Here is a 21,206-nt window from a genome sequence, read left to right as displayed (position 1 = left end):
CCGTCGCCCGCGGCCGGTCAAGGGGTCCAACACCTTGTGCGCGCCGATTGACGCACCTGTGTTGTAAGTTCGCCGGATGCCCGCGCCCGCCCACCTCGACCCCCGACTCCTGCGCGCCTTCGTCACCGTGGCGGAGGAACTGCACTTCACCCGCGCCGCCGCCCGGCTCTACGTCGCCCAGCAGGCGCTCAGCCGGGACGTGCGGCGGCTGGAGCGGGAGCTCGGCGCCGATCTGTTCGTGCGCTCCACCCGGCAGGTGGCGCTGACGGCCGACGGCGAGCGGCTGCTGCCGCACGCGCGGCGGGTGCTGGACGCGCAGGCGGCGCTGCTGGCCGCCTTCGGGCAGGCCCGCCCCCTGCTGGTCGACCTCAACTACCGGGACCAGGCCACCGCGCGCCGCGTCCTGCACCGGGCCCGTGAACTCGCGCCCGAGCAGGAGCTGATGGCCCGCTACGAGAGCGGTCTCACGGGTGCCGCAGGCGAGCTGCTCGCGGGGCGGCTGGACGCGTCCTTCGGGCGCTTCGCGGGCCTCGACCCGGCGCTGCGGAGCGGGCTGGAGCACCAGCTCGTGCGGTACGAGCCGATGGCGGTCGTGCTGCCGGGGGAGCACCGGCTGGCCCCGCTGGCGGCGGTGCCGCTCGGGGCGCTCGCGGGGGAGACGGTCTACGCGGGCGCCGGGAACCCGCGCACGGCGGAGTGGACCGATCTGGCACGCCGTCTGTTCGATGGCCGCTACATCGAAATCGCGCCACCCGTGCCGCTTGCCGTCGGGGACGAGGAGTTCCAGCGGATCATGGCCAAGGCGCGGAACCCGATCCTCGCCGTGGTGGGCTTTCCGGCCATGCCCGGCACGGTGATACGGCCCCTCGTGGACCCTGTGCCTTTGTCGCCGGTGTCGCTTGTATGGCGGAAGGGGCTGGTCCACCCCGGATTCGACGCGCTTCGACGGGCGGCGCGCGAATTGTCGATCGCGGAGGGATGGCTTCAGGTACCCACTGATGGGTGGTTTCCAGCCATCGACGCTGCCGTGAGCCGTCCCGGTAATTGACACGTGGCCCACACACGACCCGCCTGTGCGATACATTCTTGCTTCGAGTTCGTTGTGGTAAGGGGGGCGCTCGAGCCTAGTGGGGGCTGGGTTCGGTCGACGTGTGCTCGGGTCGCACGCGCACCCAGAACTGTCCCGTGGGGGGATGCGCGTGCATGAGGAAAAGTGGCGGAAAGACGCCCAACTGGAATGGCCCGAACCCGCATCAGAGACCCAGTGGGTCGCGGCATCGGGCGAAGCCAGGCGGAAGTCGACCACCCAGTCGTTTCCGGACACCGGGAGAACCGGAGTCCCTCGTGGGGACTTCGCCGGCCCCGGCCGTCAGGACCACGCCGGTCCCGGCCGTGGAAACCTCGCCGGTCCCGGCCGCGCGCGCTTCGCCGATCCGGACCGGACCCAGGCGCCGACCGACGGCACCGAGGTCCTGGCGGGCGGCCGCACCGGCCTGACCGGGCCCGACCGGGCCGCCGTCCCGCGCGATCCGTGGGAGCCGGTGGGCGAGGCCGCCCACACCCACGATCCGCACGAGGTGACCGTCCAGCTCGACGCCGTGAGCCTGCACGACACGCGGCTGCGCACGGCCGCCGGTGAACCGGGCGGCGGCTCCGAGAACTCCGACGGTCCGGTCTTCGTCGACGCCTCGGGCCGCCGCAGCCGCCGCTTCCGCCGGCTGGGCATGGCCCTCGCCCTCGCCTGCGCCGTCTACGCCGTGGTCATCGTCGCCACGCTGCTCTCCGGCAGCTCCGACGCGCCCTGGCTGCCGGTGCCCGGTCAGGAGGACGAGAAGCCGGCCGGTCAGGTCGAGCCCAGCTCGCGCCCCGCCGACTCGGCGGTGCCCTCCGGCACCGGTGGGCTGCCGGCCGGCGCCACGCCGAGGGCCGGTGACGGCTCGACACCGTCGCCGGGCGCGAGCGGCGCGCTTCCCGCGGCGACCGCCGGCCCCGCGAAGCCGGGCGCGTCCACCGCTCCCGCCCCGAAGCCCAGCACGTCCACCGTCAAGCCGACGTCCGGCCTGGCCGACCCCAAGCCGTCCGCCACGGCCGGCTCGACGAAGCCGGCGGCACCGGACCCGACCCCCACCGAGAGCACCGTCGCACCCACCCAGACCCCGGTCGACGGCTCGAGCGGCGGCAACGCCCCGGTCGCCAACGGCGCCGGCAGCCCTCCCCCCGTCGCCGAGGACCAGGCCGCGCCCCCCGCCTCGTCCGTACCGTCCCCGGAGATCACCCTCTGATGGCATCCCGCACCCGCCGCCACGGGCCCGCGACCAGCGCCCGTGGCGGCTCCCCGCGTCGCCGCCTGCCCATGCGCCTGCTGCTCCCCATGCTCCTCCTGGTCGCCCTGGTGGCGATGCTGATGCTGCGCGGCTACGTGCACAGCGAGATCCTCGCCGACCACCGCATCCAGCCGGAGGCCGCCACCGGCAAGGTCCCGGAGAAGATCCTGGACGGCGGCCCCGTCATCGACACCCGCAGCGGCCGCACCACCAGCCTGCGGGTGCCGGACCACCGCATGGTCCTCACCTTCGACGACGGCCCCGACCCCACCTGGACCCCGAAGGTCCTGGACGTGCTGAAGAAGCACCACGCCCACGCGGTCTTCTTCGTCACCGGCACGATGGCCTCGCAGCACCCCGAGCTGATCAAGCGCATGGTCGACGAGGGCCACGAGGTGGGCCTGCACACCTTCAACCACCCCGACCTCTCCTACCAGTCCGACAGCCGCATCGACTGGGAGCTCTCGCAGAACCAGCTCGCGCTCGCGGGCGCGGCCGGCATCCGCACCTCGCTCTTCCGCCCGCCGTACTCCTCCTTCGCCGACGCCATGGACGACAAGTCCTGGCCGGTGGTGCGGTACATCGGCAGCAAGGGCTACCTCACCGTCGTCAACAACACCGACAGCGAGGACTGGCAGAAGCCGGGCGTCGAGCAGATCATCCGCAACGCCACCCCGCACGGCGGCAAGGGCGCCATCGTGCTGATGCACGACTCCGGCGGCGACCGCCACCAGACCGTCCAGGCCCTCGACGAGTTCCTGCCCGAGATGCAGGAGAAGGGCTACCGGTTCGACAGCCTCACCGAGGCGCTCGGCGCCCCCAGCGCGCTGACCCCGGTCACCGGCGTCGACCTGTGGAAGGGCAAGGCGTGGATCTTCCTGGTCCAGGCCTCGGACGACATCACCGCGGTGATGGCCGTCGCCCTGGCGGTCGTCGGCGCCACCGTCATCGGCCGTTTCCTGCTGATGCTGCTGCTGTCGGGGGCCCATGCGCGCCGGGTGCGCCGCAAGGGCTTCCGCTGGGGGCCGCCGGTGACCGAACCGGTCTCGGTGCTGGTGCCTGCGTACAACGAGGCCAAGTGCATCGAGAACACGGTCCGATCCCTGATGGCGAGCGAGCACCCGATCGAGGTGGTCGTCGTCGACGACGGCTCCGGCGACGGCACGGCGCGCATCGTGGAGGCGATGGGACTGCCGAACGTCCGGGTCGTCCGCCAGCTGAACGCGGGCAAGCCGGCCGCCCTCAACCGCGGCCTGGCGAACGCCAGTCACGACATCATCGTGATGATGGACGGCGACACCGTCTTCGAGCCGGCCACCGTACGGGAGCTGGTGCAGCCCTTCGGCGACCCGGAGGTCGGCGCCGTGGCCGGCAACGCCAAGGTCGGCAACCGGGACTCGCTGATCGGCGCCTGGCAGCACATCGAGTACGTGATGGGCTTCAACCTCGACCGCCGGATGTACGACATCCTGCGCTGCATGCCGACGATCCCCGGCGCGGTCGGCGCCTTCCGGCGCTCGGCGCTGGAGCGGGTCGGCGGCATGAGCGACGACACGCTCGCCGAGGACACCGACATCACGATGGCCATGCACCGCGACGGCTGGCGGGTCGTCTACGCCGAGAACGCGCGGGCCTGGACCGAGGCGCCGGAGACGGTCCAGCAGCTGTGGTCGCAGCGCTACCGCTGGTCGTACGGCACCATGCAGGCGATCTGGAAGCACCGCCGGGCGATCGTGGAGAGGGGCCCCTCGGGCCGCTTCGGCCGCGTCGGCCTGCCCCTGGTGGCGATGTTCATGGTCGTGGCGCCGCTGCTCGCGCCCCTGATCGACATCTTCCTGCTGTACGGCGTCGTGTTCGGCCCCACGCAGAAGACGATCGTGGCGTGGCTCGGCGTCCTGGCGATCCAGGCGACGTGCGCGGCCTACGCCTTCCGCCTCGACCGCGAACGCATGACCCATCTCATCTCGCTGCCCCTGCAGCAGATCCTCTACCGCCAGCTCATGTACGTCGTGCTGCTCCAGTCCTGGATCACCGCGCTCACCGGCGGCCGTCTGCGCTGGCAGAAGCTGCGGCGCACGGGTGTCGTGGAGGCACCCGGCGGCCCGGTGCCGGCCCGGCGGACGCACAGCAGTGATCGGAGGCCCGTGGCATGACCCACGGATACACGACCGGGACCCCGGAGTCGACGCCGTCGTTCGGCGTCCCGCAGCAGCGGCCGGTCCCGCCACCGGCGACCCGGTCCGGGGCGCCGGTGCCCGCGGCCGCCGCGGCGCCCGTCGACGCACCCGGCTCCGCCCCGGCCCCGAAGAAGCCGGGCCGGGACCGCTACCTCGACCTGCTCCGCTCGATCGCGCTGGTCCGCGTGGTGGTCTACCACCTGTTCGGCTGGGCCTGGCTGTCGGTCCTGTTCCCCTCCATGGGCGTGATGTTCGCGCTCGCGGGCTCGCTGATGGCACGGTCGCTGAGCCGGCCGGCGGCGAGCGTGATCCGGGGCAGGCTGCGCAGGCTGCTGCCGCCGCTGTGGGCGTTCAGCGCGGCGGTGCTGGTGATGATGTTCGCCGGCGGCTACAACCCGGTGAAGGACCCGGACACCGGCGGGACCTGGGGCATCATCGACCTGTTCAACTACATCGTGCCGGTCGGCGCCCCGCCCTACCCCTGGCACCTCGGCTCCCGGTCGGGCCTGCTGGAGGACAGCTGGGCGGTGCAGGCGTGCGGCCCGCTGTGGTACCTGCGGGCGTACCTGTGGTTCGTGGTCGCCTCGCCCCTGCTGCTGTGGGCGTTCCGCCGGGTGCCCTGGGCGACGCTGCTGGCCCCGCTGGCCCTGACGGCGGTCGTCGGCACGGGCCTGGTGACCATCCCCGGCGAGACCGGCAACGCGGTCACCGACTTCACGGTCTACGGCGGCTGCTGGGTGCTCGGCTTCGCCCACCACGAGGGCGTGCTCCAGCGCGTCCCGCGCTACGTCGCCGTCTCCGGCGCGGCCATGGTGATGGCCTTCGGGCTGTGGTGGGCCTCGGGCCATCTGGGCCCCGACGGCTGGGACCTCAACGACATCCCGCTGGCCCAGGCGACCTGGTCCTTCGGCTTCGTCGTGATCCTGCTCCAGTACTCGCCTTCCTGGCGGCAGCTCCCGGGCCGCCTCGCCAAATGGGACAAGGCGGTGACCCTGGCCAACAACAGGGCCGTCACCATCTACCTCTGGCACAACCTGCTGATCATGGCCACGGTCCCGATCATCGACCAGGCCTACAACCTGCCATTCATGCAGAGCGCCCGCGCCTCCTCGACCCTGGACTCCACCTACATGCTGTGGATGTTCGTCCTCGTCTGGCCCCTGATCGGCCTGGCGATCGTCTCCTTCGGCTGGATCGAGGACATCGCGGCGAAGCGGAGCCCCCGGCTGTGGCCGGACGGCGCGAGCCGCGGGGGGAGCCGGCGGAAGAGCTGACCGGAGGGCACCGGTGCCTTCGAGAGAGTGGGTGGGCATCTCGGCAGGGACGCCGACGTGTGGCACGCCCGTGCCGTCGGCCGCCGGCCGCCGGCCGCTGAAGACGGTACGCGGCCGCATCACCGAGGTTATGGTCGATGCGCCGCGGTCATCGGGTACGGCCACCGCGTCACTGTGCCTCACCACTACAGGAAGACTCATGACTGACTCATCGTTCGGTGACGACACCAAGGTGGCGTCTTCCCCCACCCGGTCGGTGCCGGACGCCGGACAGCAGCGCAGCCGAGGGCGGCTGATCGTCGCAGGCGCGGTGGTCGTCGCCGCGCTGCTCATCGGCGGCGGGACGTGGTGGGCGACGAGGGGCGGGAGCGGTGACTCCGCGCAGCGCGCTCCGGTGCTGCCGAGCGCGTTCGCGGGGTACAGGGAGGCGAAGCCTCAAGACACTGAATGGACCGAGATCGGTGCGGACTCGATCAACACCGATATCACGAAGGGGCAGGTCAACCTGACCTATCGGGCTCCGGGCGGGAAGGCGTTGATAGTCCGTGCCCGGTACTGGCCGCATGCCACCCTCAAACCGGCGGGACCGAACGACGAACTCCGCTCGGTCTACAATTCGGCGATCGATCCGCGACGGGTCAAGACGTATCCGGCGGGCGCCGTGGGCGGGAAGATCCGTTGCGCTGACATCACCACCGGCGCGGTCACGTTCACCACATGCGGCTGGCACGACAACACAACCGCCGTCACCCTGGCTCCCGTGCTCAATCACCGCGAGATCGTGTCTGCCGCGGCACCTGCCCAACTCCGGACCTTCATCAACGCCCTGAAAATCGCACCCTCGAAGTAAGACATCAGTCGGGAATGTTCTGGAACTGCTGGGAGGTCTGAAACCCGTCGCGCTGGACCTTGGCCACCACCGCGTAGTCCTGCAGCCAGTGTGAATAAGCGCTCAGCTGCCGGGGGTTCATCCTGTTCGGCTCCATCACCTGCCCCGTAGACGTGAGGAAGTTGTCGGCAGGGCTCTGGATGTAGTCCTTCGGGTCGCCCGTGTACACCGTGCCGTCCCGGTGGACCGGCCCGGCAGTGACCGGTTGGGTGATTGCCTGGTCGAACCCGGGCTTCAGACCGGTGGCGGGGTCGCCGGCGAGCTGATTGTTCGCGAGCCGCTGGTAATTGTCACGCCACGACGTGTCCAGTTCGGCTTCGGACAGGCCCTTGTACTTGTCCGCGAGCCCGCCCGGTGCCTCCTCGGGCTTGACACTCACCTGTTCCGCCAACCAGTCCGTGAGCAGGCCCTTGGCGGAGTCACCGAGCCCGGTGAGCTGCTCTTTGCCCAGGTCGGCGACTGCGGTGGTGCCGCCCGTCGCGGCCGCCTGCGCCCCGGCGGCCGCCGTCTCGATCAGCGTCTTGCGGAACTCGTTCACGCTCTCCGCCCACGTCTCGGCGTCCCCTTCGATGGACCCCTTGGCGTAGGTGAACGCGGTGCCGTACGCCTTCATCATCAGGCCGCGCTTCATGGCCAGGTAGTCGGTCGCATGGCCGTCCGAACGGTCTGTGTGCACGATCCGGTTGTCGATCTGATTACGGTAGGCATCGAAGAGCGCACTCAGCTCCCCCGCCGCCTTCGGATCCCGTGCCGACTCGTTCATCAGCGCCTGCCACATCGGTCCGCCCGCCTTCAGGCCGAAGCGGGACGGGTCCTGGCTCTTCGAGAACGCCTTCTCGTCCCACTTGGACGCCTTCTCCGCGAAACCGCCCGACGTCGCGTCGCCCATCCAGAACTTGTCGGCGACCGGAGAGGTGATCCCGTTCTCCAGGTCCTTCCAGTACGACGTGACAAGCTGCGAGTAGAAGTAGTCCACCCCGTCGATGGGATGGATGTCCTTCTCGTCGCCGTTCATGTGCCTGTAGTTGTCGAACATGAGGTGCGCGGTCAGTTTCTCGGCGAGCGCCTCGTTCGTCGGGCGCAGGTCGATGGTCGCCGAGTGCAGCACCCTGACCAGGGCGGCCGAGCGGGATCCGTCCCATGAGCCGGCAGGGTTGTAGAGCATGTCCTGGATGCTGTCGTAGCCGTGGCTCATCCATTCGCCGGACGCCTCGGGATCGTCGGCGATGGCGTTGAACAGCTGGGCGTAGTGGTCGCTCTCCCAGGGGCCCTTCCCGCTGCTGTTCATCCACTCGTTCTCGAAAGTCCTGTGGTCCTTCGCGAAGACCCGGTCGCCGAGTGCGACCAGGAAGTCCTTGTCGTACGTCCCCCCGGCGAGCAGGGGCGTCAGCCGGTCCGGGCGGAAGCCGCGCTGGGGGTCCATGGCGAACTTGTCGAACCACTTGTTCCAGTTGGCCTGCTTCTCCTTGGCGGTCCTGCCGTCGAAGGCCACCCGGGTGAAGGTGCCGAGCGTCCTGGCGACGAGAGTCCGGTCGTGGGCCAGCGCGTCCGGGTGCTTGTCGTAGTAGTCGTCGTAGGGGTCGTCGGCCATCTCGTTGGACAGCCACACCAGTCTGTCCGGGCCGAGGGTGCTGTAGAAGGCCTTCACGAAGTCACCGTCGCCGGCGTTCGCTTCCAGGGCGGCGAAGAGTTCCGCCGAGTCGCTGCCGCTGAAGTCCTTCTTGAACCGCTCCGCCAGGGCCTTGCCGTTGCGTTCGGCGGCGGCCTTCCGGCCGACCATCGCCTCGTCGACCGTCACCATCGCCGTGCCCTTGGGGGCGTGCGGATACGGCTTCCCGCTGTCGCCGTCGCCGGTCACCGCCAGGGCGAGGTGGTAGCGGCGGACCAGCAGCGGCACCTGGTCGTCCAGCCAGCCGCAGATGCCGAGAAGCTGGGTCAGGGGCCCGGTGTCGATGCCGTGCCGCTCGAAGCTCGACTTGATCCAGGACACGCTCTGGCGCATCCGCTCCTTGTCCGTCCTGACCGAGCCGATCATGGCGTTCAGCGCCTTGGAGTCGATCCCCGAGAACTCGCCCATCCTTCTCTCCCCGTTCCTGTCCCCGTCGGTGGTGCGTGCGCTGTCACCGCGTGCCAGGCGTCAGTAGCCCTGCAGATCCATGCGCATCATCCTGGCCTCGCCCGGAGTCACCTTCTCCGGGCACTTGGCGATCTCCGCGTCCACCGCCGGAACGAGCTTCTCCACCAGGACCTTCATGCGCGAGCGCCGGCCTTCGAGTTCCTTGGCCCAGGCGCCGGCCGCCTTGCCGACCCAGACCTTCTTGCCGTCCATGTCCCTGGCGGCGGTCTGCAGCTGTTTCTTCAGCATCTCGGTCTCGGTCGTGAGGCTCGTCCTGAGGCGCTGCAAGGAGGCCCGATACGGATTGTCCACTTTCGGCTGGCTGCTTGGTTCCCCCATGACCGTCCCTCCCGTGATCACCGCTGCACAGACCGGGTTGAATGATGTCACGCAGGAACCGGGCGGGGTTCGCCGCCGGCGTCGCGTTCCCGTGGCCGTGGCCGGGCGGGCCGTGGTCCTCACGGGGGCCGCTGCCTGCCGGGGAGCTGTTCGTAACGCAGCGGCGTACTACCTCTCATCCCGCTCCCCGCCGGGGTGAGAGCGAAGTTCCTTTCCGGTCACCCGGTGCCACAGGCCGGAAACGCCGCCTCCCTACCTTCGGGACTCATACCGCTCAGCACCCCCGAGTACCACCGAGCCCCGGAGCACCGTGGAGGCGTCATGACAGCCCCTGGCACACCCCCCGCACCCCACAAGGGGTCCCGCTGGATCGAGCGGTGGGACCCTGAGGACGAGGCCTTCTGGGAGGCGGAAGGCAAGGGCATCGCACGGCGGAACCTGACCCTCTCGGTCATCTCCGAGCACATCGGGTTCTCCGTCTGGAGTCTGTACTCCGTCCTGGCACTGTCCATGGGTCCCGAGTACGGGATCGACCCGGCCGGCAAGTTCTTCCTCGTCGCCGTGGCCTCGCTGGTCGGTGCGATCCTGCGGGTGCCCTACGGCTTCGCCGTCGCCCGCTTCGGCGGCCGGAACTGGACCATCTTCAGTGCGGGTCTGCTGCTGGTGCCGACGCTGGCGCTGCTGTTCGTGATGGAGCCCGGCACCTCGTACACGACGTTCATGCTGGTGGCGGTCCTCACCGGCGTCGGCGGAGCGAACTTCGCCTCCTCCATGACCAACATCAACAACTTCTACCCGCTGCGCCTCAAGGGCTGGGCCCTCGGCATGAACGCGGGCGGCGGCAACATCGGCGTCGCCGTGGTCCAGCTGGTGGCGCTCCTGGTCATCGGTGTCGCCGGAGCCGGTCACCCGCGCGTGCTGCTGTCGGTCTACGTGCCGCTGATCGTCGTGTCGGTCCTGCTCAGCGCGCGCTTCATGGACAACCTGGGCCCGGTGCGCAACGACACCGGCGCGGCCAAGGAGGCCGTGCGGGAGGGCCACACCTGGATCATGGCCTTCCTCTACATCGGTACCTTCGGCTCCTTCATCGGCTACAGCTTCGCCTTCGGGCTCGTGCTGCAGAACCAGTTCGGCCGTACGCCCCTGCAGGCGGCGTCACTCACCTTCATCGGCCCGCTGCTGGGCTCGCTGATCCGGCCGGTGGGCGGGCAGCTCGCCGACAGGCTCGGCGGGGCCAAGGTCACGCTGTGGAACTTCGCGGCCATGTTCGTGGCGTCGGCCGTCGTGGTCACCGCGTCGGTGCAGAAGTCGCTGCCGCTGTTCATCACCGGGTTCATCGCCCTGTTCGTGCTCACCGGGGTCGGCAACGGCTCCACGTACAAGATGATCCCCGGCATCTTCCGGGCGAAGGCCACGGTCAGGGGCATGGAGGGCGAGGAAGCGGCCGTCTACGCACGGCGGCTGTCCGGTGCCTCCATGGCCCTCATCGGGGCGGTCGGCGCCCTGGGCGGCCTCGCCATCAACCTGACGCTGCGGCAGTCCTTCCTCTCCTACGGCACCGGCACCGGCGCCTTCGTCGCCTTCCTCGCCTACTACGGTGTCTGCTTCGCGGTCACCTGGGCCGTATACCTTCGAAGGACGGCCGCCAAGAGCGCGACCGCGGCCGCCGCAGAGGCTGAGCCGCAGCTCAGCTATGCCGAGGTGTGACGTAACACCGGCGACATGACGCCGAACCGAGCCTGTCACGGACCGTTGACAGGCTCGGTTCGGCGTACCGGCGGTGCCGCCGTACCGCGTGTGGGACGACTCTTCGTGTAGGACGACTCTTCGGGACGAGAGCCATGTACGACGAACAGCAGCAAGCCGGCACCGGCCGGCACGGGCCGCTCGCCGGCTTCACGGTCGGCGTGACGGCCGCGCGCCGGGCCGACGAGCTGGGCGCGCTGCTGCAGCGACGGGGAGCCGCCGTCCTGCACGCACCGGCCCTGCGCATCGTGCCGCTCGCCGACGACAGCGAGCTGCTGGCGGCGACGAAGGACCTGCTCGGCCAGGCGCCGGACGTGGTCGTGGCCACGACCGCCATCGGCTTCCGGGGGTGGGTCGAGGCCGCCGAGGGATGGGGGCTCGGCGAGTCGCTGCTCGCACGGCTGCGTGAGACCGAGCTGCTGGCCCGGGGCCCCAAGGTCAAGGGCGCGATCCGGGCCGCCGGGCTGACGGAGCACTGGTCGCCGTCGAGCGAGTCGATGGCCGAGGTGCTGGACCGGCTGCTGGAGGAGGGCGTCGACGGACGCCGGGTCGCCGTACAGCTGCACGGCGAGCCGCTGCCCGGGTTCGTGGAGTCGCTGCGGGCCGGGGGAGCGGAGGTCGTCGGGGTGCCGGTGTACCGGTGGATGCCGCCGGAGGACCTCGGGCCGGTGGACCGGCTGCTGGACGCCGCCGTCTCGCGCGGCCTGGACGCGGTCACCTTCACCAGTGCGCCCGCCGCCGTGTCCCTGCTGGACCGGGCCGCACAGCGCGGGCTGACGGCCGAGCTGCTCGCCGCCCTCCACCACGACGTGCTGCCCGCCTGCGTCGGACCGGTGACGGCGCTGCCGTTGCAGGCCCGCGGCGTCGACACGGTGCAGCCCGAGCGGTTCCGGCTCGGGCCCCTCGTGCAGCTGCTCTGCCAGGAGCTGCCGGGGCGGGCCCGCTCGCTGCCCGTCGCCGGGCACCGGCTGGAGATCCGGGGCCACGCGGTGCTCGTCGACGGCGAGCTGAAGCCGGTGCCGCCGGCCGGGATGGCGCTGCTGCGGGCGCTGGCGCGGCGGCCGGGCTGGGTGGTGGCGCGGGCGGAGCTGCTGCGGGCCCTGCCCGGTGCCGGGCGCGACGAGCACGCCGTGGAGACGGCGATGGCCCGGTTGCGGACGGCGATCGGGGCTCCGAAGCTGATCCAGACGGTGGTCAAGCGGGGGTACCGGCTCGCCCTGGACCCGGCGGCGGACACGAAGTACGCGGACGCGTGAGCCCGGGCCGGGGCCCGGTGGGGACGGTGCCCTGACGGGTTGGAGCGACCCGCCGGCGGCGCCGGATGTGCGCCGGGGGCGCCGTTCGCTGGGGCCGCCCGGCAGTTCACGGGCAGTCCACGGGCAGGCGCCGGGGCGGCACTCGTCCCCCGGCCCGGCCGTGCGGCATCCCGTGGCGCCGAGGGCGGTGGCGGTCACGGGGCCGGGGGAGCGGGGCCGCGTGAGCGGGTGTCCGCCGGCCGCCGGCCGCCGGTACGAGGGGTTCCGGCCGCGCGAGCGGGCATGCACTGTAAGAGGGATCGGTTCTCCAGCCTCTCGGGTTCCCTAGCCAGGCGGTGACAGGCACATGGCACTGGGTACGGCCACGGTCGCGTACGAGTTGCGGTTCGACGCCGGGCGGATCTGCCTGGATCTGCTCGCGACCACCCATCCCGAGGAGCGGTTCGACTCGCCCGAGGTGCTGCGCGCCTGGATCACCGCGGCCGGTCTCGCCCCGCCGGGCACCCCGCTGGCCCACGCCGACGCCTCATGGCTCGTCGCCTTCCGTGAACTGCGCGGACACGTGGGCGAGTTGATCGGCGGGCGGCTCGGGTCCGAGCCCCGCCCCGGGTACGACACCGCGCTCGCCCGGGTGAACGAGATCGCCCGCGCCGCGCCGCCCGCCCCACGGGCCGTGCGGGACCGGGACGGCTCGCTCGTACGCGAGTTGGCCGCCCCGCCCGAGTGCGCGCAGCTGCTGGGGGCGATCGCCCGGGACGCCGTGGAGCTGCTCACCGACCCGGTCGCGCGGGCCGGTCTGCGGCAGTGCGAGGGCGACAACTGCCCGATCGTCTACGTCGATTCGTCCCGGGGGCGCAGGAGGCGCTGGTGCTCCAGTGAGGTCTGCGGGAACCGCGAACGGGTCGCCCGGCACCGCCGGCGGGCGGCTCTGGCCCGCGCGTGACGCCCTGTATGTCGCTTTGGTGAGACCATTATGAAAGTGATTTCGATTACACACCGTTCACCTCAGGCGTGACACGGCCGTCGGCTTGAACATGGCCGGTGTGGCGGAAATGTAAAGAACGCGCGGGGGGAATGTAGCCGCATGTCCCCCTCGTCACGTCACGCGGCAGAAAACTGTCACCCCACTTTGAACAGGCCGCGGTCCGCTTGCGTACGTGTGGGCGAGCGACCGGCTGGGGGAACCCCCGGACATCGGAGGTGGGCGTGCGCAAGGATTCCGTCGTGGCCAATGAACGTGGATCGAGGGCCCGACATCGCATGTCCCAGCCCTCGGAACCTGATGAGGAGCTGATGCGTGCCCTGTACCGGGAGCACGCCGGACCTCTCCTCGCGTACGTCCTTCGGCTGGTCGCGGGTGACCGCCAGAGAGCCGAGGACGTGGTGCAGGAAACACTCATCCGTGCCTGGAAGAACGCCGGTCAGCTCAATCGGGCGACCGGATCGGTACGCCCCTGGCTGGTGACGGTCGCGCGCCGCATCGTCATCGACGGCCACCGCAGCCGGCAGGCCCGGCCGCAGGAGGTCGATCCGTCGCCGCTGGAGGTCATCCCCGCGGAGGACGAGATCGACAAGGCGCTGTGGTTGATGACGCTGTCGGACGCGCTGGACGACCTGACCCCGGCCCACCGGGAGGTGCTCGTCGAGACGTATTTCAAGGGGCGTACCGTCAACGAGGCGGCCGAGACGCTGGGCATACCCAGTGGCACGGTGCGGTCTCGGGTGTTCTACGCCCTGCGTTCGATGAAGCTGGCACTGGAGGAGCGGGGGGTGACGGCGTGATGAGTGTTTACGGGGGTAACCAGGGATTCGGCACAGGTGGTTCGGGTATGTCTGGCTCCATGATGGGATCTCCGGGCCCGAGCGAGCACGAAACGGTCGGCGCCTACGCCCTCGGCATCCTCGACGACGCCGAGGCCACCGCCTTCGAGGCTCACCTCGCCACCTGCGAGTGGTGCGCCCAGCAGCTCGACGAGCTGGCCGGGATGGAGCCCATGCTGGCCGCGCTCGCGGACCTGCCCGGCACCGGTTCACCCGCCATCGGCGAGTCCCTCTCCGCCCGGCCCAGCCCGCGGCTCGCGGAGAAGCTCGTCGACGAGGTCTCCGAGCGCCGGGCGCGCAAGCGCCGCAAGAGCTTCTACCTCGTGGCGGCCGCGGCCGCGCTGATCATCGGCGGCCCGCTGACGGTCATGGCGGTCAACGGCGGCGGCGACTCCGGCACCCAGGCCACACCGCTCTCGGCCGGCGCCAAGGCGGCCTTCGGCACCATCTCCGACAAGATGACGGCGACCGACGCCGCCACCAAGGTCAAGGCGACCGTGGCGATGGAGAAGAAGGACTGGGGCACCTGGGGCGTCGTCGAGCTCAGCAACGTCAAGGGCCCGCTGAAGTGCTCCCTCGTCGCCGTCGGCAAGAACGGCGAGCGCGAGACGATGTCCTCCTGGTCGGTCCCCAAGTGGGGCTACGGCATCCCGAACGCCAAGGTCGAAGAGGCCAAGGAGCCTCTGTACGCCCAGGGCGGCGCCGCCTTCAAGCCCAACGAGATCGACCACTTCGAGGTCATGACCTTCGACGGCAAGAAGCTCGTGCAGATCGACGCGTAGCGTACGTAGCCTTGCCGGGTTCCCTTCGCGTACGGTTGACGGCTGCCCAGCACGTCAGAAGGGGGCCCGGTGGCCGCTCAGGCTCAGCAGGAAACCGCGGTCGGCTCGGATCACGACTCAACCCGCGACCGAGAGATCCGCGTCGAACAGGAACACCTGGACCGGGTGTACCGGCGTCTCGAGGAGAAGATCCACGAGGCCGAGTTCCTGATGCACGACGCGGCCCAGCGCGGCCAGGTCGGCACACCGGGCGCCCTCGCCGAGCGGGACGCCCAGGTCTTCCGGGCCGGCGTCCACCTCAACCGGCTGAACAACGAGTTCGAGGACTTCCTCTTCGGCCGGATCGACCTGCTGCTCGGCAAGGACGGCAAGAAGGGGCCCGACGGCGCCTACACCGCCGTGGAACCCGCCGAGGGCGCCGTGCGCGAGGACGGCACGGCCGACATCGCCGAGACCCTGCACATCGGCCGGATCGGTGTCCTGGACTCCGACTACGCGCCGCTCGTCATCGACTGGCGGGCCCCCGCGGCCGCCCCCTTCTACCGCTCCACCCCCGTCGACCCCGGCCGGGTCGTGCGCCGCCGCGTGATCCGCTCCAAGGGCCGCAGGGTCCTCGGCGTCGAGGACGACCTGATGCGCCCCGAGCTCACGGCCTTCCTCGACGGCCACGAGCTGCCCGTGGTCGGCGACGGCGCGCTGATGGCCGCGCTGGGCCGGGCCCGCGGCCACACGATGCACGACATCGTCGCCTCCATCCAGGCCGAGCAGGATCTCGTCATCCGGGCCCCCGCCGCCTCCGTGACCTACGTCGAGGGCGGCCCGGGCACCGGCAAGACGGCGGTCGCCCTGCACCGCGCCGCCTACCTCCTCTACCAGGACCGGCGCCGGTACGCGGGCGGCATCCTCATCGTCTCCCCGACCCCGCTGCTGGTCGCCTACACCGAGGGCGTCCTGCCCTCGCTCGGCGAGGAGGGCCAGGTCGCCGTCCGCGCGATCGGCTCACTCGCCGTGGACGCCGTCGGCGCCGAGGCCACCCTCTACGACTCCCCGGCCACCGCCCGCGTCAAGGGCTCGTACCGCATGCTCAAGGTGCTGCGGAAGGCGGCGCGCGGGGCGCTGGAGACGGACGGCGCGCCGCGGCTGCTGCGCGTGGTCGCCTTCGGCCGCCGCCTGGAGCTGGCGGCCAAGGAGCTGGAAGGCGTCCGCCGCACCGCCCTCGGCGGCACCGCGCCCGTGAACCTGCTGCGCCCCCGCGCCCGCAAGCTGCTCCTGGACGCCCTGTGGGAGCGGTCGGGCTCCGCCGCCCGCCACACCGATCCGGAACTCGCCGCCGAACTGCGCTCCTCCTTCGACGACGACGTCTCCTCGGAGGACTCCTTCCTCGAGTTCCTCGACGCCTGGTGGCCGGAGCTGACCCCCGGCTCCGTGCTGGCGGCGATGGCCGACGAGCGCTGCCTGGGCCGCTGGGCCCGCCGGATCCTCAACCCCGGTGAGATCCGCCGCGTCGCCCGCTCGCTGCGGCGGGACGGCCACTCGGTGCACGACATCGCCCTGCTCGACGAGCTGCAGGCGATCCTCGGCGTCCCGGCCCGCCCGAGGAAGAGGCGCGAGCCGGGTCCGCTGGACCACCTCACCGGCCTGGAGGAGCTGATGCCGGCCCGCGAGGAGTCGCAGCGCGAGCGGGCCGAGCGGCTGGCGCAGGAGCGCACCGAGTACGCCCACGTCATCGTCGACGAGGCCCAGGACCTCACCCCGATGCAGTGGCGCATGGTCGGCCGCCGCGGCCGGCACGCCACCTGGACGGTCGTCGGCGACCCGGCCCAGTCCTCCTGGTCCGACGTGGACGAGGCGGCCGAGGCCCGCGACGAGGCGCTCGGCACCCGCCCCCGCCGCCGCTTCCGGCTGACGGTGAACTACCGCAACCCGGCCGAGATCGCCGGGCTGGCCGCCAAGGTGCTCGCCCTCGCCATGCCGGGCGCCGAGCCCCCGGCGGCCGTCCGCTCCACCGGTGTCGAACCACGCTTCGTGACCACGGCCGACGGATCCGGCGGCGCACGGGACTCCCTCCCGCGGACCGTCCGGGCGGAGGCGGCCCGGCTCCTCGACCTGGTCGACGGCACCGTCGGCGTGGTCGTCGCCATGCAGCGCAGGGAGGAGGCCGCCCGCTGGCTCGCCGGGCTCGGCGACCGGGTCGTGGCCCTCGGCAGCCTGGAGGCGAAGGGACTGGAGTACGACGCGACGGTCGTCGTCTCGCCCGCGGAGATCGCGGACGAGTCCCCGGCCGGCCTGCGGGTGCTCTACGTCGCCCTGACCCGCGCCACCCAGCAGCTGACGATCGTCTCGGCGGACCGGGACGAGCCGGACGCGCGGGGGGTGCCCGACCTGCTGCGGGATTAGCGGCGGACGAACTCCCGCCACGGGAATGGCTCAGCGGGATCTGTTTGTTAGCCTGGGTGTGGCACCGGCTCGATCCAAGCCCCCGGGCCCAACCTTAGTCGCTGCGAGCGACCACTTGCCGCGAGGCGAGCATGGCGGGTCGGTGCCACTCGAACTGCGGGAGGCCCGCGTCCTGATGTGACGCGGGCCTCTTCCTGTTCCCTCTGCTCTTCCTTTCCTCTTCCTTCCGCCGTGAACAAAACGTTCGCAATCCGGGGCGACTAACGCCTACTCGACGGTAGGTGCGACGATCGGACGGCATATCCAGCATCACGGTGAAAGCAGAGGAAGTCGGCCATGGCAACGGCGCCCAGCGTCTCCTACTCGATCACGGTCCGGTTGGAGGTGCCGGCGAGCGGCACCGCGGTCTCCCAGATCACCACCGCCGTGGAGTCCCACGGAGGCTCGGTGACCGGCCTCGACGTGACCGCCTCCGGCCACGAGAAGCTCCGTATCGACGTCACCATCGCGGCCAGCTCCACGGCCCACGCCGAGGAGATCGTCCAGCAGCTGCGCCGCATCGAGGGCGTCACCCTCGGCAAGGTCTCGGACCGTACGTTCCTGATGCACCTCGGCGGCAAGATCGAGATGGCGTCGAAGCACCCGATCCGCAACCGCGACGACCTCTCCATGGTCTACACGCCGGGTGTGGCCCGCGTCTGCATGGCGATCGCCGAGAACCCCGAGGACGCCCGCCGCCTGACCATCAAGCGCAACTCCGTTGCGGTCGTGACGGACGGCTCGGCCGTGCTGGGCCTGGGCAACATCGGCCCGAAGGCCGCGCTGCCGGTGATGGAGGGCAAGGCGGCCCTCTTCAAGCGCTTCGCCGGCATCGACGCCTGGCCCCTCTGCCTGGACACCCAGGACACCGACGCGATCGTCGAGATCGTCAAGGCGATCGCCCCCGGCTTCGCCGGCATCAACCTCGAGGACATCTCCGCCCCCCGCTGCTTCGAGATCGAGGCGCGGCTGCGCGAGGCCCTCGACATCCCCGTCTTCCACGACGACCAGCACGGCACCGCGATCGTGGTCCTCGCCGCCCTGACGAACGCGCTCCGCGTCACCGGCAAGGCCATCGAGAACATCCGGGTCGTCATGTCCGGGGCCGGCGCGGCCGGCACGGCCATCCTGAAGCTGCTGCTCGCCGCGGGCGTGAAGAACGCCGTCGTCGCCGACATCCACGGCGTCGTGCACGCCGGCCGCGAGGACCTGCGCGCGGCGCCGGCCGATTCGCCGCTGCGCTGGATCGCCGACAACACCAACCCCGAGGGCCTGACCGGCACGCTCAAGGAGGCCGTGCGCGGCGCCGACGTCTTCATCGGCGTCTCGGCCCCGAACGTCCTCGACGGCGACGACGTCGCCGCCATGGCCGACGGTGCCATCGTGTTCGCGCTCGCGAACCCCGACCCCGAGGTGGACCCGGCAATCGCCCGTCAGACGGCGGCGGTTGTGGCCACCGGGCGTTCCGACTTCCCCAACCAGATCAACAACGTGCTGGTGTTCCCGGGCGTGTTCCGCGGCCTGCTGGACGCGCAGTCCCGCACCGTCAACACCGACATGATGCTCGCGGCCGCGACCGCGCTGGCGGACGTGGTGACCGAGGACGAGCTGAACCCGAACTACATCATCCCGAGCGTCTTCAACGACAAGGTCGCGGGCGCGGTGGCCGGTGCGGTGCGGGACGCGGCGAAGGCGGTGGCGGCGTCGTGATCGTGGTCGCCGCGCTGATGTGCGTAGGCTGTGAGCATCGCCACGGCAAGGCCTTGCACCGGCGCGTCGCGGAACCTGGGCCCGCTGACCGGCGTTTATCGTGTCGGCCAGGCTCAGGCCCTCTTTTCGTGTGACTCCCAAGGGTGTTCTCACGACTCCTGCGGGTGCCGGATTGGCTTTCGCGCCGCAGGTGGGGGCAGGATGCGTCCCTGGGCGCGAGGGTCTGACGTCGGACCCGGGTCCGGGGCCTCACCGAGGACCCTGGCAGCATCGGCTTCACCGTGCCCACTCGCGGCTCCGCCGCGTGGCACGCCTCAACGGCAAGAAGAACACGGGAGTAACAACATGAACCGCAGTGAGCTGGTGGCCGCGCTGGCCGACCGCGCCGAGGTGACCCGCAAGGACGCCGACGCCGTGCTGGCCGCGTTCGCCGAGACCGTCGGCGAGGTCGTCGCCAAGGGCGACGAGAAGGTCACCATCCCTGGCTTCCTGACCTTCGAGCGCACCCACCGTGCCGCTCGCACCGCCCGTAACCCGCAGACCGGCGACCCGATCCAGATCCCGGCCGGTTACAGCGTGAAGGTCTCCGCGGGCAGCAAGCTCAAGGAAGCCGCCAAGGGCAAGTGACCCTGCCGTCCGTACAGCACGGGACGATGGACGGCGCGTAGCACGTCCGGACGATGTACGGCGCGAAGAACGCCAATGGGGCGGCACCTCTCCGGTGCCGCCCCATCGTCGTGCGGGGGAGGGGCCGGCGTCAGCCGAGAGCCTTGCCGGGCAGTTCGACCTTGGCCCCGAGCTCGACCAGCTTCTCCATGAAGTTCTCGTAGCCGCGGTTGATGAGGTCGATGCCGTGCACCCGGGACGTGCCCTGGGCGGCGAGCGCGGCGATGAGGTAGGAGAAGCCGCCGCGCAGGTCGGGGATGACCAGGTCGGCGCCCTGGAGCTTGGTGGGGCCCGAGACGACCGCCGAGTGCAGGAAGTTGCGCTGGCCGAAGCGGCAGTCGGAGCCGCCCAGGCACTCGCGGTACAACTGGATGTGGGCACCCATCTGGTTGAGCGCGGAGGTGAAGCCGAGGCGGGACTCGTAGACCGTCTCGTGGATGATGGACAGGCCCGTGGCCTGCGTGAGGGCGACCACCAGCGGCTGCTGCCAGTCCGTCTGGAAGCCCGGGTGGACGTCCGTCTCCAGCGCGATGGACTTCAGCTGGCCGCCGGGGTGCCAGAACCGGATGCCCTGGTCGTCGATCTCGAAGGCGCCCCCCACCTTCCGGTAGGTGTTCAGGAACGTCATCATCGAGCGCTGCTGGGCGCCGCGGACGTAGATGTTGCCCTCGGTCGCGAGCGCGGCGGACGCCCAGGAGGCGGCCTCCAGCCGGTCGGAGAGCGCCCGGTGGGTGTAACCGCCCAGTTTGTCCACGCCGGTGACTCGGATCGTGCGGTCGGTGTCCATCGCGATGATGGCGCCCATCTTCTGCAGGACGCAGATCAGGTCCTCGATCTCCGGCTCCACGGCCGCGTTCGAGAGCTCCGTGACACCCTCCGCCAGCACCGCGGTGAGCAGCACCTGCTCGGTCGCGCCGACGGACGGGTAGGGCAGCCGGATCTTCGTGCCGCGCAGCCGCTGCGGCGCCTCCAGGTACTGGCCGTCCGCCCGCTTCTCGATCCGCGCGCCGAACTGCCGCAGCACGTCGAAGTGGAAGTCGATGGGCCGGCCGCCGATGTCGCAGCCGCCCAGGCCCGGGATGAACGCGTGCCCGAGGCGGTGCAGCAGCGGCCCGCAGAAGAGGATCGGGATGCGGCTCGAGCCCGCGTGGGCATCGATGTCAGCGACGTTGGCGCTCTCGACGTGCGTGGGGTCCATCACCAGCTCGCCCGGCTCCTCGCCCGGACGGACCGTCACCCCGTGCAGCTGCAGCAGGCCGCGTACGACACGCACGTCACGGATGTCCGGAACGTTGCGCAGCCGGCTCGGTTCACTGCCCAGCAGAGCGGCGACCATGGCCTTGGGTACGAGGTTCTTCGCACCGCGGACCCGGATCTCACCCTCCAGCGGGGTGCCGCCGTGGACGAGGAGTACGTCGTCATTGCCGTTGACGGTCATGTATCTCGCGTTCCGATGAGTGGGGCAGGGGCCAGAAGGGAAAGGGTAATGGCCGCCCACCCCCCTTCTGTAAGCCCGAGGACCACCCAGCTACGTCATAGCTTCGTCACAACACGAACCGCTGCCGGCCGGGCACAGGGGGTCACCGGGGCCCGGGGCGTGCCGCGGGCCCCGCGCCGGGCGCTGAGCTGGGGGCACCCTTCTTACCCGCATTGCCTCCCCGAGCCCCGGC

At 71.0% G+C, this 21,206-nt stretch carries 16 protein-coding genes; 13 read left to right on the top strand and 3 right to left on the bottom strand.

Features of this window, described 5'->3' with window-relative positions:
• The first annotated feature begins 76 nt into the window (after nt 1-76).
• The 5 genes from ACJ9NR_RS15490 (at nt 77) to ACJ9NR_RS15470 (ending at nt 6,625) form a co-directional block, all read left to right on the top strand.
• Entirely contained in the window at nt 77-1,048 is a 972-nt protein-coding gene (locus ACJ9NR_RS15490; RefSeq protein ID WP_412488150.1) for a LysR family transcriptional regulator, read from the top strand.
• Nucleotides 1,049-1,193: 145 nt separating this feature from the next.
• Nucleotides 1,194-2,282, top strand: a complete 1,089-nt coding sequence (locus tag ACJ9NR_RS15485) for a hypothetical protein (RefSeq protein WP_412488149.1) — start codon at nt 1,194-1,196, stop codon at nt 2,280-2,282.
• Nucleotides 2,282-4,477: a bifunctional polysaccharide deacetylase/glycosyltransferase family 2 protein gene (locus tag ACJ9NR_RS15480; protein WP_412488148.1), complete on the top strand. Its 2,196-nt coding sequence runs from the start codon at nt 2,282-2,284 to the stop codon at nt 4,475-4,477. The genes ACJ9NR_RS15485 and ACJ9NR_RS15480 overlap by 1 nt, the downstream gene beginning before the upstream one ends.
• Nucleotides 4,474-5,775 (top strand): acyltransferase family protein, encoded by a 1,302-nt coding sequence (locus tag ACJ9NR_RS15475; protein WP_412488146.1) that lies wholly within the window; start codon nt 4,474-4,476, stop codon nt 5,773-5,775. Before ACJ9NR_RS15480 ends, ACJ9NR_RS15475 begins: the two co-directional genes overlap by 4 nt.
• Nucleotides 5,776-5,974: 199 nt before the next feature.
• Entirely contained in the window at nt 5,975-6,625 is a 651-nt protein-coding gene (locus ACJ9NR_RS15470) for a hypothetical protein (RefSeq protein ID WP_412488145.1), read from the top strand.
• A 4-nt stretch (nt 6,626-6,629) separates the two neighbouring features.
• Here ACJ9NR_RS15470 and ACJ9NR_RS15465 read toward each other — a convergent pair whose 3' ends face one another.
• Both ACJ9NR_RS15465 and ACJ9NR_RS15460 read right to left on the bottom strand, forming a co-directional pair.
• Nucleotides 6,630-8,741, bottom strand: coding sequence for a hypothetical protein (locus ACJ9NR_RS15465; protein ID WP_412488144.1), 2,112 nt, complete (start codon nt 8,739-8,741; stop codon nt 6,630-6,632).
• 60 nt (nt 8,742-8,801) lie between these two features.
• Nucleotides 8,802-9,029: a hypothetical protein gene (locus tag ACJ9NR_RS15460; RefSeq protein WP_412488143.1), complete on the bottom strand. Its 228-nt coding sequence runs from the start codon at nt 9,027-9,029 to the stop codon at nt 8,802-8,804.
• A gap of 411 nt (nt 9,030-9,440) precedes the next feature.
• Between ACJ9NR_RS15460 and ACJ9NR_RS15455 the strand changes: the two genes are divergently transcribed.
• The 8 genes from ACJ9NR_RS15455 (at nt 9,441) to ACJ9NR_RS15420 (ending at nt 19,497) form a co-directional block, all read left to right on the top strand.
• Complete coding sequence (locus ACJ9NR_RS15455; RefSeq protein WP_412488142.1) at nt 9,441-10,826, top strand: nitrate/nitrite transporter; 1,386 nt, start codon at nt 9,441-9,443, stop codon at nt 10,824-10,826.
• Nucleotides 10,827-10,960: 134 nt separating this feature from the next.
• A complete protein-coding gene (locus ACJ9NR_RS15450; protein WP_412488141.1) occupies nt 10,961-12,121 on the top strand; it encodes a uroporphyrinogen-III synthase in 1,161 nt (386 codons plus the stop codon).
• Nucleotides 12,122-12,467: 346 nt separating this feature from the next.
• The gene (locus ACJ9NR_RS15445) at nt 12,468-13,064 is read left to right on the top strand and encodes a CGNR zinc finger domain-containing protein (RefSeq protein WP_412488140.1); all 597 of its coding nucleotides are present in this window, start codon (nt 12,468-12,470) and stop codon (nt 13,062-13,064) included.
• 317 nt (nt 13,065-13,381) lie between these two features.
• The gene (locus ACJ9NR_RS15440; protein WP_010039908.1) at nt 13,382-13,903 is read left to right on the top strand and encodes a sigma-70 family RNA polymerase sigma factor; all 522 of its coding nucleotides are present in this window, start codon (nt 13,382-13,384) and stop codon (nt 13,901-13,903) included.
• Complete coding sequence (locus tag ACJ9NR_RS15435) at nt 13,903-14,724, top strand: anti-sigma factor family protein (RefSeq protein ID WP_412488139.1); 822 nt, start codon at nt 13,903-13,905, stop codon at nt 14,722-14,724. The genes ACJ9NR_RS15440 and ACJ9NR_RS15435 overlap by 1 nt, the downstream gene beginning before the upstream one ends.
• A gap of 69 nt (nt 14,725-14,793) precedes the next feature.
• Entirely contained in the window at nt 14,794-17,121 is a 2,328-nt protein-coding gene (locus ACJ9NR_RS15430) for a HelD family protein (RefSeq protein WP_412488138.1), read from the top strand.
• 336 nt (nt 17,122-17,457) lie between these two features.
• Nucleotides 17,458-18,870, top strand: coding sequence for an NAD-dependent malic enzyme (locus ACJ9NR_RS15425; RefSeq protein ID WP_412488137.1), 1,413 nt, complete (start codon nt 17,458-17,460; stop codon nt 18,868-18,870).
• Nucleotides 18,871-19,215: 345 nt separating this feature from the next.
• A complete protein-coding gene (locus tag ACJ9NR_RS15420) occupies nt 19,216-19,497 on the top strand; it encodes an HU family DNA-binding protein (protein ID WP_007498188.1) in 282 nt (93 codons plus the stop codon).
• A gap of 130 nt (nt 19,498-19,627) precedes the next feature.
• Here the strand turns inward: ACJ9NR_RS15420 and murA are convergent, their stop codons facing one another.
• A complete protein-coding gene (murA, locus tag ACJ9NR_RS15415) occupies nt 19,628-20,974 on the bottom strand; it encodes a UDP-N-acetylglucosamine 1-carboxyvinyltransferase (RefSeq protein ID WP_412488136.1) in 1,347 nt (448 codons plus the stop codon).
• Nucleotides 20,975-21,206: the final 232 nt, after the last annotated feature.

The sequence above is a fragment of the Streptomyces sediminimaris genome (assembly GCF_047049295.1).
GTDB classification, from domain to species: domain Bacteria; phylum Actinomycetota; class Actinomycetes; order Streptomycetales; family Streptomycetaceae; genus Streptomyces; species Streptomyces sediminimaris.
This window is presented reverse-complemented; position numbering and strand designations above follow the sequence as displayed.